Genomic DNA, 13,169 nt, shown 5'->3' on the forward strand with positions numbered 1-13,169 from the left:
GATTATACACGACACCGATGGCGCGCTTCGAGCGCCATCGGCGTCGTCTCTGGGCGGCTTGCGCGGTTATCGTTCGTGAATCACGTCCATGGGATAGAAGCGCCCGGCCAGGGCGTCGCGCACGCGGCGCAGCACCAGCGGGCTGCGCAGCCGGCCCAGGCGTTCCAGCGCCTCCAGCTCCTCCAGCGTCACCCAGTGGGTGGCCTGTATCGCCGGGTCCAGCTCGTTGCCCAGCCGGGCCAGCGCCATGCCGTAGAAGCCGTGGCTGTGGAAGGTGGTGCCGTCCGGCGCCCGGTAGACGTAGATGCCCAGATAGTCGCTGAGACCGACCTGCCAGGCGGTTTCCTCGCGCAGCTCGCGCAGGGCGGCGTCCTGGATGCGCTCGTCCGGTTCCAGGTGCCCGGCGGGCTGGTTGAAGACGGTGTGCGGCCCGCCCCGGTCTTCCTCGACGATCAGGAAGCGTCCGGCGCGTTCGACCACGGTGGCCACGGTGACGAGGGGATGCCAGCGACTCATCGGCGCGTCCTCCCGCCGGGGCGTGGCTTGCCGTTCCGGCGGCCGGCGTCCCGGCGGCCGGTGTCGCGACGGTTCGAGGGCGGCGCGGGCGCGTGCAGGGTCTCGCGGCGCCATTCGCCGGGGGCCAGGCCGTCGAGCGACCAGGGGCCGATCGCCACCCGCACCAGGCGCAGGGTGGGGTGCCCGACATGGGCGGTCATGCGTCTCACCTGGCGATTGCGGCCCTCGGAGATGACCAGCTCCAGCCAGGAGGTGTCGGGGTGGCGCCTCGGGTCCAGCGGCGGCTCGCGCTCGGGCAGCTCGCTGGCCTCGAGGCGGCGGACCCGGGCCGGCCGGGTCGGGCCGTCCTTGAGCTCGACCCCACGGCGCAGGGCCTCCAGGGCGGCATCGTCGGGCCGGCCCTCGACCTGCACGCGATAGGTCTTGGGCTGCTTGTGGCGCGGATGGCTGATGCGGTGGATCAGCTCGCCGTCGTCGGAAAGCAGCAGCAGGCCCTCGGAGTCGTGGTCGAGTCGGCCCGCCGGATAGATGCCGGGCACGTCGAGATAGTCGGCCAGGGTGGCGCGGGGCGCGCCCTCGGCGTCGCCCTTGTCGGTGAACTGGGACAGCACACGATAGGGCTTGTGAAAGAGATATAAGCGGCTCATGGGCGTATCTTACCGCCCGGCGCGTCGGGATGGCAGGGATCGGCGACGATCGCTGTCATGCGTCGTGGGCGGCGGGCTGGTATACTGCGCGACGCTCGCCGGAGCGCCCTCGTCATTTTTCGGGCCTGGCGTGACCCGCTCAGAGGGATGGCCGATGCCGAGTGTCGGCGATCGCGCCGAGCGGCGGTCGCCCTGGTTGCCCGTGTCGCCGACATCGAGAGTGTGCGCTTCGATCCGTTTCATGTACCGCAGTGACCAGAGAGATCTACGCCACATGTCCAAAACGCCGAAGATTATCTATACGCTGACCGACGAAGCGCCGGCTCTGGCGACCCACTCCCTGTTGCCGATCATCGACGCCTACACCGATTCCGCCGGCATCACCGTCGAGACCCGTGATATCTCCCTGGCCGGGCGTATCATCTCGCAGTTCCCCGATGTCCTCAGCGACGAGCAGCAGCTGGGCGATCACCTGGCCGAGCTGGGCGATCTGGCCAAGACGCCGGAAGCCAACATCATCAAGCTGCCCAACATCAGCGCCTCCCTGCCGCAGCTCAAGGCCGCCATCAAGGAGCTCCAGGGCCAGGGTTATGCGCTGCCCGACTATCCGGACGAGCCGAGCAGCGATGCCGAGCGCGAGGCCAAGGCCCGCTACGACCGCGTCAAGGGCAGTGCCGTGAACCCGGTGCTGCGCGAGGGCAACAGCGACCGCCGTGCGCCGCGCTCGGTCAAGAACTACGCTAGCAAGTACCCGCACCGCATGGGCGAGTGGCAGTCCGGTTCCCGCTCCCACGTCGCTCACATGAGCGAGGGTGACTTCTACGGCAGCGAGAAGTCCGCCGAGATCGGCGCCGACGGCGCGGTCAAGATCGAACTGGTCGGCCAGGACGGCAGCGTCAGCGTGCTCAAGGAGCGCACCCCGGTGCTGGCCGGCGAGGTGATCGACGGCGCCATGATGAGCCGCAAGGCGCTGTCCGCCTTCGTCGCCGAGCAGATCGCCGACGCCAAGGCCCAGGGCGTGCTGTTCTCCCTGCACCTCAAGGCGACCATGATGAAGGTCTCCGACCCGATCATGTTCGGCATGGTGGTCGACGAGTTCTACCGCGACGTGCTCGAGAAGCACGCCGAGGCGCTGGAAGAGGTCGGTTTCGACGCCACCAACGGCATCGGCGACCTGTACGCCACCATGGCCAAGCTGCCGGCCGACAAGCAGGCCGAGATCGAGGCCGACGTCGAGGCGCTGTACGCCGAGCGCCCGAGCCTGGCCATGGTCGATTCCTACAAGGGCATCACCAACCTGCACGTGCCGAGCGACGTGATCATCGACGCCTCCATGCCGGCGATGATCCGCGATTCCGGCAAGATGTGGGGTGCCGATGACGCCCTGCACGACACCAAGGCGGTGATCCCGGATCGCTGCTATGCCGGCATCTATCAGGCCACCATCGAGGACTGCAAGAAGAACGGCGCCTTCGATCCGACCACCATGGGCAGCGTGCCCAACGTCGGCCTGATGGCGCAGAAGGCCGAGGAGTACGGCTCTCACGACAAGACCTTCCAGATTCCCGCCGATGGCACCGTGCGCGTGACCGATGAGGCCGGCGAGGTGCTGTTCGAGCACGCGGTGGAAGAGGGCGACATCTGGCGCATGTGCCAGACCAAGGACGCGCCGATCCGCGACTGGGTCAAGCTGGCCGTGTCCCGCGCCCGCGAGAGCGGCGCGCCGGCGGTGTTCTGGCTCGATGCCGAACGCGCCCACGATGCCCAGCTGATCAACAAGGTCGAGGCCTACCTCAAGGATCACGACACCGACGGCCTGGACATCCGCATCATGGCGCCGGTCGAGGCGATGGAGCTCTCCCTCGAGCGCATCCGTCGCGGCGAGGACACCATCTCGGTGACCGGCAACGTGCTGCGCGACTACCTGACCGACCTGTTCCCGATCATGGAGCTCGGCACCAGCGCCAAGATGCTGTCCATCGTGCCGCTGATGAACGGCGGCGGCCTGTTCGAGACCGGCGCCGGCGGCTCCGCGCCGAAGCACGTCCAGCAGCTGCTCGAGGAGAACCACCTGCGCTGGGATTCGCTGGGCGAGTTCCTGGCCCTGGCCGCGTCCCTCGAGCATCTGGGCAAGACCTTCGACAACTCCCGTGCCCGCGTGCTGGCCAAGGCGCTGGACGAGGCCAACGGCAAGTTCCTCGACAGCAACAAGTCGCCGTCGCGCAAGGTCGGTGAGCTCGACAACCGCGGCAGCCACTTCTTCCTGGCCATGTACTGGGCCGAGGCGCTGGCCGCCCAGGACGAGGATGCCGAGCTGAAGGCGCTGTTCGGCAAGCTCGCCGCCGAGCTGACCGCCAAGGAGGCGGTCATCGTCGAGGAGCTCAACGCCGTGCAGGGGCAGGCGGTCGACATCGGAGGCTACTATCACGCCAACGGCGAGCTGGCCGATGCCGTGATGCGCCCCAGCCGCACCCTCAACGCGGCCCTGGAGCTGGTGGCCGAGCGCTAAGCGCGACCGCCCCGCGACAGGCACGTTGCTGACGTGTTCCGGCCCCCGCCCGTTCCCGGGCGGGGGCCGTTGCATTGCTGGCGGCGGACAAAGACGGCACAGTGAGCGAACCCCGATGAACCCGGTCGTCACGCCGGCGTCCAAACACGGTTGGAATGCCCGGCAACGGCCGGCTTGTCGATAGCGACAGTGAAGATTATGTTCAAGACACAGGAAGAGGGCATGACGGCGCCGCGCGCGTCGGTTCATGCCGGCATGACGCGCCCCCCGGGGCCGGACGAGGAGGGCGATGACGACCTGGCGGTACAGGCGTCGGAGCCGGCGCTGGCGCAACCGCCGATGTACAAGGTGGTCTTGCACAACGACGACTTCACCCCCATGGAGTTCGTGGTGGAAGTGTTGCAGACGTTCTTCAACATGGACAACGAGAAAGCGGTGCAGATCATGCTGGCCGTGCATACCCAGGGCAAGGCGACCTGCGGGATCTTCACCCGCGACATCGCCGAGACCAAGAGCCATCAGGTCAACGAATACGCCCGGGAGTGCCAGCATCCACTGCTGTGCGACATCGAGGCAACGGATTGAGCGTCGGCGTGTCGAAGTAAGGAAATCGCCAGCGTTGGCGGGGCGACTTGCAACGCCGATGTTTGTGCTCGATGTTGATGATGCCGGACCCAGAAGGATCCGACGCAAGCCCTAAGCGGCGAGAAGGGGACTGCCATGCTGAGCAAAGAACTTGAACTGACCCTGAACACGGCCTTCACCGTGGCGCGCTCCAAGCGTCACGAGTTCATGACCGTGGAGCACCTGCTGCTGGCGCTGCTCGACAACGCCTCGGCGGCGGACGTGCTGCGAGCCTGCGGGGCCAACCTCGATAAGCTGCGGTCCGACCTGCAGGATTTCATCAATTCCACCACGCCGCTGATTCCCGAGGATCAGGCCGACCGCGAGACCCAGCCGACGCTGGGCTTCCAGCGCGTCCTGCAGCGCGCGGTGTTCCACGTGCAGTCCTCCGGCAAGAGCGAGGTGACCGGCGCCAACGTGCTGGTGGCGATCTTCTCCGAGCAGGAGAGTCAGGCCGTCTACTTCCTCAAGCAGCAGAACGTGGCCCGGGTGGACGCCGTCAACTACATCGCCCACGGCATCTCCAAGGTCGCCGGTCACGGCCAGAGCCAGAGCTCGCCGTCACCCGAGGCCGAGGACGCCGAGGAGGCCGGCAGCGAGCAGGGCGGCAATCCGCTGACGGGCTACGCCACCAACCTCAACGAGCAGGCCCGCATGGGCAAGATCGACCCGCTGATCGGGCGCGATCACGAGCTCGAGCGGGTGGTGCAGATCCTCGCCCGGCGGCGCAAGAACAACCCGCTGCTGGTCGGCGAGGCCGGCGTGGGCAAGACCGCCATCGCCGAGGGGCTGGCCAAGCGCATCGTCGAGGAGGACGTGCCCGAGGTGATCGGTGACGCCGTCGTCTATTCCCTCGACATGGGCGCGCTGCTGGCCGGCACCAAGTACCGCGGTGACTTCGAGAAGCGTCTCAAGGCGCTGCTGGCGGAGCTGCGCAAGCAGCCCAACGCCATCCTGTTCATCGACGAGATCCACACCGTGATCGGCGCCGGGGCGGCCTCGGGCGGCGTGATGGATGCCTCCAACCTGCTCAAGCCGCTGCTGTCCTCCGGTGAGCTGCGCTGCATCGGTTCCACCACCTTCCAGGAGTTCCGCGGCATCTTCGAGAAGGACCGTGCGCTGGCCCGTCGCTTCCAGAAGGTCGACGTCATGGCGCCCTCGGTGGAGGACACCATCCGCATTCTCAAGGGGCTGCGTTCGCGCTTCGAGGAGCACCACCGCCTCAAGTACACCGACGCCGCGCTGGAAAGCGCCTCGCGGCTGGCGGATCGCTACATCAACGATCGCCACCTGCCCGACAAGGCGATCGACGTGATCGACGAGGCCGGCGCCCACCAGCGGCTGCTGCCGCCCGAGGTGCGCGTCGACACCATCGACACCGACCAGGTCGAGGCCGTGGTGGCGTCCATCGCGCGGATTCCGCCGAAGAGCGTCTCCAGCTCCGATCGCAAGCTGCTGGCCAACATCGACCGCGACCTCAAGATGCTGGTGTTCGGCCAGGACGAGGCGATCGACGGCCTGTCGGCGGCCATCAAGCTGTCGCGGGCCGGCCTCAAGGCGCCGGACAAGCCGGTGGGCAGCTTCCTGTTCGCAGGCCCCACCGGCGTCGGCAAGACCGAGGTGGCTCGCCAGCTGGCCCATATCATGGGGATCGACCTGGTGCGTTTCGACATGTCCGAGTACATGGAGCGCCACACCGTGTCGCGGCTGATCGGCGCGCCTCCGGGCTATGTCGGCTATGACCAGGGCGGCCTGCTGACCGAGGCGATCACCAAGCAGCCGCACTGCGTGCTGCTGCTCGACGAGATCGAGAAGGCGCACCCGGAAGTCTTTAACCTGCTGCTGCAGGTGATGGACCACGGCCGCCTGACCGACAACAACGGCCGCGAGGCGGACTTCCGCCACGTGATCCTGATCATGACCTCGAACGCCGGGGTCGAGCAGGCCACGCGGCGCTCGATCGGCTTCCAGACCCAGGACCACTCCACCGATGCGATGGAGGTCATCCGCAAGACCTTCTCGCCGGAGTTCCGCAATCGTCTGGACGGCATCATCCAGTTCCACGCCCTGCCCACCGAGGTGGTGCGCAACGTGGTCGACAAGTTCCTGATCGAACTCCAGGCGCAGCTCGACGAGAAGCGCGTGCAGCTCGACGTGGACGACGAGGCCCGGGACTGGCTGGCCGAGAAGGGTTACGACCCCGACATGGGGGCGAGGCCGATGGCGCGCCTGATCCAGGACAGGCTCAAGAAGCCGCTGGCCGAGCTGATCCTGTTCGGCGAGCTGGCCGAGCACGGTGGCGTGGTGCACGTCAGCGTGGAGGACGGCGAGCTGCACCTGGCATCGGAGTCGGAACTGGCCGACGCGCCCTGAGGCGGCGCGTCGATCGCTCCCGCCAACCATCAGCGCCCTGTCTTCGGACGGGGCGTTGTGCGTCTGGGAGCCGTGCTGGCGGGGTGGCCTAAGGGCGTTGCTGGCACGCCCTAAGGCGGTGTCTGAAAAGTCGGCGAGCGAAGGCTAGACAAGGCAAGAATCAGCGAGAAGCCGGGGTGTAAATGAGGACTTTGAGCTGATTGTTAACGCCGTATAGCCGAGCGCAGCCACTTTTCAGGCATGGCCTAGCGAGAGCGGTAGACGATGCGGCCCTTGGACAGGTCGTACGGGGTCAGCTCGACCTTGACCTTGTCGCCGGTGAGGATGCGGATGTAGTTCTTGCGCATCTTGCCCGAGATGTGAGCGGTCACCACGTGGCCGTTCTCGAGTTCGACCCGGAACATGGTGTTGGGCAGCGTGTCGACGACGACGCCTTCCATTTCGATATGGTCTTCGCGTGCCATATAGGCAATTCCTCGCTGGTGATAACAAACGGCGGCACGAATGGCGGTGTGTCCGCTCGTGCCGATCAGGATAGCGCGATATTGTGCCGCATGCCGGGCGTCAAGGCAAAAAGCGCCGCCACGTCAGGTCGGGATCAGGCGCCGCCAGTGGCGTCCCTCGAGCCGTTCCAGGGGGGTGAAGGCCTGCTTGTAGGCCATCTTGCGGCACTCCTCGATCCAGTAGCCCAGATAGACGTGGGGCAGCCCCAGCGCGCGGGCGTGCTCCACCAGGGCCAGGACCGCGTAGGTGCCCAGTGAGCGGCGGTCGAACTCCTCGGCCGGGTCGAAGAAGGTGTAGATGGCCGACAGGCCGTGGGAGAGCTGATCGAAGGCTGACACGGCCAGCAGCCGGCCGTCGAGGCGCAGCTCCAGCATCCGCGCGTAGTCCTGGTTCAGGGTCAGGAAGGTGCGGTACTGCTCGTGGCTGGGCGGGTACATGTCGCCGTCGGCGTGCCGGGTGCGGATGTAATGGGCGTAGAGCCCGTAGTGTTCGGCATCGAACAGCGCCGGGCGGATGCGGATCTCGAGGTCGGCGTTACGGCGGTAGAGCTTGCGCTGGGTGCGGTTGGGGGTGAAGCCCCTGACCGGAATGCGCACCGAGACGCAGGCGTTGCAGCCCTCGCAGTGGGGGCGGTACAGGTGGCGCCCGCTGCGCCGGAAGCCGAGTGGGGCCAGGGAGTCGTAGACGCCGCTGCCCGGCGATTCCTGGGGGTCTAGGAACAGGGTGGTGGCCTCGCGTCCCTCCAGATAGCTGCAGGCGTGCGGCACGGTCAGGAAGAACCGCAGGTCGCGAATCGGCTGGTGGGGCGTGTTACTGCTCAAGGCGGCCGCCTCCTGTGGCTCCCGGGGGCATCTGTCTCGCGGCGTCGAGGCGTACGAACGACCATGCCGGCGGCGGAAAGACGAGCTCGGCGTCGCTGCGCGGCGCCGGCATCTCGTCGTCCAGCCACTCATCAAGATAGCCGATGAACGACGCTCGGGCGATGTCCCGGGCGCCCAGGCTCGCCAGATGCGCGGTGTGCATCTGGCAGTCGATCAGCCGGCCGCCCTCGGCGGCCATGGTGCGGGCCAGGCACGCCAGCGCCACCTTGGAGGCGTCGGGCGCTCGCGAGAACATCGATTCGCCGAAGAACACCGGTCCCAGGGCGATGCCGTAGAGGCCGCCGACCAGCGTCTCGTCCTGCCACACTTCTACCGAGTGCGCCGCGCCCAGCGCATGCAGTCGGGCGTAGGCCCGGGCCATCTCGGGCGTGATCCAGGTGCCGGGTTCGTCGTCACGTGGCGCCGCGCAGGCGTGGATCACGGCCTCGAAGGCGCGGTCGCCGGTGACCGTGAAGCCGCCGTTGCGCAGCCGCTTGGCCAGGCTGCGTCGCACGCGGACTTCCTCGGGAAACAGCACCATGCGCGGGTCCGGGCTCCACCACAGCAGCGGCTGGCCCTCGCTGTACCAGGGGAAGATGCCGTGGCGATAGGCGCTGAGCAGCCAGGCCGGGCTCAGATCGCCGCCGGCGGCCAGCAGGCCGCCGGGGTCGTCGAGGGCGGACTCGACCGGCGGAAAGCGAACGGGATGCTCGGGAAGCCAGGGCAGCATGGGGCGGACGTCCTCGGGGGCATGGAGGCCCAAGTGTGACCGGCGCGGTGGCGGGGCTCAAGTCGTCGTCTGCCCCCTGTGACGGGCGCGGCTGGCTCGGTATGATTGACGGCCTTGGATTTGGAAGACGCCATCTCGGCGCAAGGGGGTTGGCAGCTTGAGTGCCAAGAAGACAACCACGTCGCCACGCGAACGCGCGGCGACTGCCAGGGAAACGGCCAGACGCTTCGGACTGCGGTTGCAGGGATCGGTGCGCGAGGGCGTGGTGATCCTGCTGCTGGCGAGCTGCGTGTTCCTGCTGCTGGCGCTGTACAGCTTTCGTCCCGACGACCCCGGCTGGTCGCGCAGCGGCCCCGAGACCGACGTGGCCAACTGGATGGGCCAGATCGGCGCCTGGCTGGCCGACGTGCTCTATTCGCTGTTCGGCGGGAGTGCCCTGTGGTGGCCGGCGATGCTCGGCTTCGCCGCCTGGTGGCTGATCCGCGCCGGTCAGGTGCGCCTGGAGTGGGACGCCACGGCGCTCGCCGTGCGCTGTGGCGGCCTGATGCTGCTGCTGCTCGGCTCGACCACGCTGGGTGCGCTGCACTTCTACGATCCCGAGAGCCTGCTGCCCTACGGGGCCGGCGGCATCCTCGGCGAGGGGCTGGTCGGTGCGCTGCTGCCGCTGGTCGGCGCCGGCGGCACCGCGCTGCTGTCGCTGGTGGCGATCCTGTGCGGCGTGCCGCTGTTCAGCGGCTGGTCCTGGCTGACCATCATGGACGAGCTGGGTCGGCGTGCCACTTCGCTGTGGGCCGGCATCAGCGAGCGCTTCGCCTTCGGGCGTGACGACGCGGACGACGCCGAGCCCGCGCCGGCGAAGGACGCCTCGCCGGACGGCAAGAGCGCCGACGACTCGCCCCGGCCCGGGCACGACGACGAGGCAATCCCCGAGCGCGCGCCCTGGTGGCGCCGCTGGCTGCCGGCGCGTCGTGAGCCGGCCCCGGCGCTGGCCGCCGAGAGCGGACGTCGCGAGCCCGGCTTCGGCGACGACGGCAATACCGAGATTCCCTGGGAGGTGCCCGAGCGCACACCCTCGGCGAAGCGCCCGGAGGCGGCCTATACCGCCCAGGAGCCGAGCCTGTCGCTGTCCGCCAAGCGCAGCGAGCCGCGCCAGGCCAGCGAGCCCGTCGCCGCCATGCCGCTGCGGGCCACCGAGCCGGAGGCGCCGGCCGCACCGGCGGAGAACGCTCGGCCGACAGCGCCGACGCCGTCCCGTGTGGTCGAGTCCGAACCCGACCCCAAGGCCGAGGAACCGGCGCCGCGTCGCGAGTCGCCCGAAGCGGCGCGTTCGTCTGCCGAGCCTGCCCGGGAGTCCGTCGCGCCGTCGCCCCAGGCCTTCGCGCCGCGGGAGAGCGCCCCGGTCGAGCCTCGTGAGTCGCGGCACGAGTCGTTCGTGCCGCGCGAGCGAGAGGAGAACGAGGAGAAGAACGAGGAGCCGGCACCCGAGTCTCGGGAGCCCGCGTTGTCCCGGTCCCACGAGCCGGCACCGGAGGCCGAGCCGCCGCGCGAGCCCGCCTCGTCGACGGTCGAGCGGCCGTCATCCGGGACGCCGTCGCCCGAGGCGCCAGCCGAGGCCGCCGCGCCGCCCTGGTCGTCTGACGAGCTCGAACCTTCGGCCCAGGCCGAGCGCGAGCTCGCACCGAATCAGCCGGCCGAGCCCCAGGCGCCCGAGGCGTCTCACGAGCCGGCGGCTCCCCGTGAGTCCTCGGCCGAACCGGCCGCGCCGGCGGAGCGCGAGCTCAGCGAGGCGGCATCGACGCCGCCGCCCGAGCGGGCCGAGCCGCGCCGCGTGCCGGAGGTGATCCCCGACCCGGTGCTGCCGGACGACGATGACGAGGCGCCGCTGCCGTCGTCTTCCATGCCGGCCGCGCCCGCCTCGCGGTCGACCGAGACGCCGCACCCTCAGGAGACGCCCGCCGAGCAGGTGGCGACCGCCGAGCAGGCGCGTCAGGCCGCCGACGAGCCCGACGGCCCGACGCTGTGGACCGTGGAGCACCTGCAGAACCAGGGCGCCGAGGTGGAGGCGTTCGCCGAGCCCGAAGGCGAGCTGCCGAGCCTGCGCCTGCTGACGCCGCCCCAGGACCATCAGCCCAACTACACCGACGAGCAGCTGGCCGAGATGGCCGAGCTGCTGGAGGTCCGGCTGCGCGAGTACGGGGTCAAGGCCGAGGTGGTCGACACCTGGCCGGGGCCGGTGATCACGCGCTTCGAGATCAAGCCGGCGGCAGGGGTGAAGGTCTCCAAGATCAGCAACCTGGCCAAGGACCTGGCGCGCTCGCTGATGGTCAAGAGCGTGCGCGTGGTGGAGGTGATCCCGGGCCGGCCCACGGTGGGCATCGAGATCCCCAACCCCAACCGCGCCATGATCCGCCTGCGCGAGGTGATCGACTCCGACCGCTACCAGCACGAGGCCTCGGCGTTGACCATGGCGCTCGGCCAGGACATCGGCGGCGGCGCCGTGGTCGCCAACCTCGGCAAGATGCCGCACCTGCTGGTGGCCGGCACCACCGGCTCGGGCAAGTCGGTGGGGGTCAACGCGATGCTGATCTCCATGCTGCTCAAGGCCAAGCCGGAAGAGGTCCGCATGATCATGGTGGACCCGAAGATGCTGGAGCTGTCGGTCTACGACGGCATTCCGCACCTGCTGGCCCCAGTGGTCACCGACATGAAGGAGGCCGCCAACGCCCTGCGCTGGTGCGTGGCCGAGATGGAGCGGCGCTACAAGCTGATGGCCGCCATGGGGGTGCGCAACATCGCCGGCTTCAACGCCAAGCTCGACGAGGCCGAGCGCGCCGGGGCCCAGGTCGCCGATCCGCTGTGGGAACCGCAGCCCTGGGAGATGCACCAGGCGCCGCCGGTGCTCGAGAAGCTGCCTTACATCGTGGTGGTGATCGACGAGTTCGCCGACATGTTCATGATCGTCGGCAAGAAGGTCGAGGAGCTGATCGCGCGCCTGGCCCAGAAGGCCCGTGCCGCCGGCATCCACCTGATCCTCGCCACCCAGCGGCCCTCGGTGGACGTGGTGACCGGCCTGATCAAGGCCAACATCCCCACCCGCATGGCGTTCCAGGTCTCCTCCCGGGTCGACTCGCGCACCATCCTCGACCAGGGCGGCGCCGAGAACCTGCTGGGCCACGGCGACATGCTCTACCTGCCCGCCGGGTCCGGCATGCCGACCCGCGTGCACGGTGCCTTCGTCGACGACGACGAGGTGCATCGGGTGGTCGAGGACTGGAAGCGTCGCGGCGAGCCGGAGTACATCGAAGAGATCCTCTCCGGTGGCGTGTCCGCCGATGCCCTGGCCGGCCTCGAAGCCGAGGGCGGCGGTGGCGGCGACGACGACGCCGAGCAGGATGCCCTCTACGACGAGGCGGTGGCCTTCGTCACCGAGAGCCGTCGGGCCTCGATCTCGGCGGTCCAGCGGCGCTTCAAGATCGGCTACAACCGGGCGGCACGCCTGGTCGAGGCGATGGAGACGGCCGGCGTGGTCTCGACCATGGGGACCAACGGCGCCCGCGAGGTGCTGGCGCCGCCCCCGGCGGGCGACTGAGCCCGCCGATCGTGCAATCACCATGCAAGCCGCGGCGGGGAGGCAACCCGCCGCGGCTTGTGCAGTCTTAACGGGCAGGATGCCCTAGACCTTGAGGGAAACAGGAGATGACCATGAAACGATCCTTCGCCGCGCTGGCCCTGGTGGCCCTGACCCCGCTGACCGCCATGGCCAACGAAGGCGCCGAGCGGCTGGCGCGCATGCTCGAGCCGCTGGACACCTACGTCGCCGACTTCGACCAGCAGATCCTCGACGGCTCCGGCCAGCGCCTGCAGGAGGCCAGTGGCCGCATGTGGCTGTCGCGCCCGGGCCGCTTCCGCTGGGAGGTGAACGCGCCCTATGAGCAGGTCGTGGTCTCCGACGGCGACGAGGTCACGCTCTACGACCCCGACCTCCAGCAGGCCACTGTCCAGCCGCTGGACGACCGGGTGACCCACACGCCGGCGCTGCTGCTGTCCGGCAGCGCCGACCAGCTGACCGACAGTTACGAGGTCTCCAGCAGCCAGCAGGGCACCGCCGAGACCTTCGAACTGGTGCCGAAGAGCCCGGACACCCTGTTCGAGGAGCTCAAGCTGACCTTCTACGGCGAACGGCTCGGCTTCCTGCAGATGACCGACAGCACCGGCCAGCGCACCGCCATCGAGTTCGACGACGTCGAGCAGAACATCTCGGTCGAGGACTCGCGCTTCGACATGGCGCTGCCGGAAGGCACCGACGTGATTCGCGAATCGCAGTAAGCGCCGAGCTACAAGCGCCGAGCTACAAGAAAACCCGAAGGCCCTGGCCATCGGGTTTTCTTGTGTTTCGGGTGGTGTCA

10 protein-coding genes are annotated in these 13,169 nt (G+C 68.8%); 5 read left to right on the forward strand and 5 right to left on the reverse strand.

What is annotated here, in order from left to right; translation table 11 throughout:
* Positions 1–66: 66 nt before the first annotated feature.
* Positions 67–516 (reverse strand): NUDIX domain-containing protein, encoded by a 450-nt coding sequence (locus tag ACGTNF_RS01100; RefSeq protein WP_394600034.1) that lies wholly within the window; start codon positions 514–516, stop codon positions 67–69.
* Entirely contained in the window at positions 513–1,163 is a 651-nt protein-coding gene (locus tag ACGTNF_RS01105) for a pseudouridine synthase (RefSeq protein ID WP_394600036.1), read from the reverse strand. The genes ACGTNF_RS01100 and ACGTNF_RS01105 overlap by 4 nt, the downstream gene beginning before the upstream one ends.
* 274 nt (positions 1,164–1,437) lie before the next feature.
* Between ACGTNF_RS01105 and ACGTNF_RS01110 the strand changes: the two genes are divergently transcribed.
* The 3 genes from ACGTNF_RS01110 (at position 1,438) to clpA (ending at position 6,669) form a co-directional block, all read left to right on the forward strand.
* A complete protein-coding gene (locus tag ACGTNF_RS01110; RefSeq protein WP_394600038.1) occupies positions 1,438–3,672 on the forward strand; it encodes an NADP-dependent isocitrate dehydrogenase in 2,235 nt (744 codons plus the stop codon).
* Positions 3,673–3,894: 222 nt separating this feature from the next.
* Positions 3,895–4,257 (forward strand): ATP-dependent Clp protease adapter ClpS, encoded by a 363-nt coding sequence (gene clpS / locus ACGTNF_RS01115; RefSeq protein ID WP_394600039.1) that lies wholly within the window; start codon positions 3,895–3,897, stop codon positions 4,255–4,257.
* A gap of 135 nt (positions 4,258–4,392) precedes the next feature.
* The gene (clpA, locus tag ACGTNF_RS01120) at positions 4,393–6,669 is read left to right on the forward strand and encodes an ATP-dependent Clp protease ATP-binding subunit ClpA (RefSeq protein ID WP_016855970.1); all 2,277 of its coding nucleotides are present in this window, start codon (positions 4,393–4,395) and stop codon (positions 6,667–6,669) included.
* 245 nt (positions 6,670–6,914) lie between these two features.
* Here clpA and infA read toward each other — a convergent pair whose 3' ends face one another.
* The 3 genes from infA to aat form a co-directional block, all read right to left on the reverse strand.
* Complete coding sequence (infA, locus tag ACGTNF_RS01125) at positions 6,915–7,133, reverse strand: translation initiation factor IF-1 (protein ID WP_013332816.1); 219 nt, start codon at positions 7,131–7,133, stop codon at positions 6,915–6,917.
* A gap of 123 nt (positions 7,134–7,256) precedes the next feature.
* Positions 7,257–7,994 carry an arginyltransferase gene (locus tag ACGTNF_RS01130; RefSeq protein ID WP_394600041.1) on the reverse strand — a complete coding sequence of 246 codons (738 nt, stop codon included), beginning with the start codon at positions 7,992–7,994 and terminating at the stop codon, positions 7,257–7,259.
* Complete coding sequence (gene aat, locus ACGTNF_RS01135) at positions 7,984–8,763, reverse strand: leucyl/phenylalanyl-tRNA--protein transferase (RefSeq protein ID WP_394600043.1); 780 nt, start codon at positions 8,761–8,763, stop codon at positions 7,984–7,986. Before aat ends, ACGTNF_RS01130 begins: the two co-directional genes overlap by 11 nt.
* Before the next feature lie 238 nt (positions 8,764–9,001).
* Here aat and ACGTNF_RS01140 point away from each other — a divergent pair, with 238 nt between their 5' ends.
* Positions 9,002–12,352 carry a DNA translocase FtsK gene (locus ACGTNF_RS01140; RefSeq protein WP_394600044.1) on the forward strand — a complete coding sequence of 1,117 codons (3,351 nt, stop codon included), beginning with the start codon at positions 9,002–9,004 and terminating at the stop codon, positions 12,350–12,352.
* Between the two features lie 107 nt (positions 12,353–12,459).
* Complete coding sequence (lolA, locus tag ACGTNF_RS01145; protein ID WP_394600045.1) at positions 12,460–13,089, forward strand: outer membrane lipoprotein periplasmic chaperone LolA; 630 nt, start codon at positions 12,460–12,462, stop codon at positions 13,087–13,089.
* The last annotated feature ends 80 nt before the right edge of the window (positions 13,090–13,169 follow it).

It is taken from the genome of Halomonas sp. B23F22_10 (assembly GCF_043496975.1).
Lineage (GTDB): Bacteria > Pseudomonadota > Gammaproteobacteria > Pseudomonadales > Halomonadaceae > Halomonas > Halomonas smyrnensis.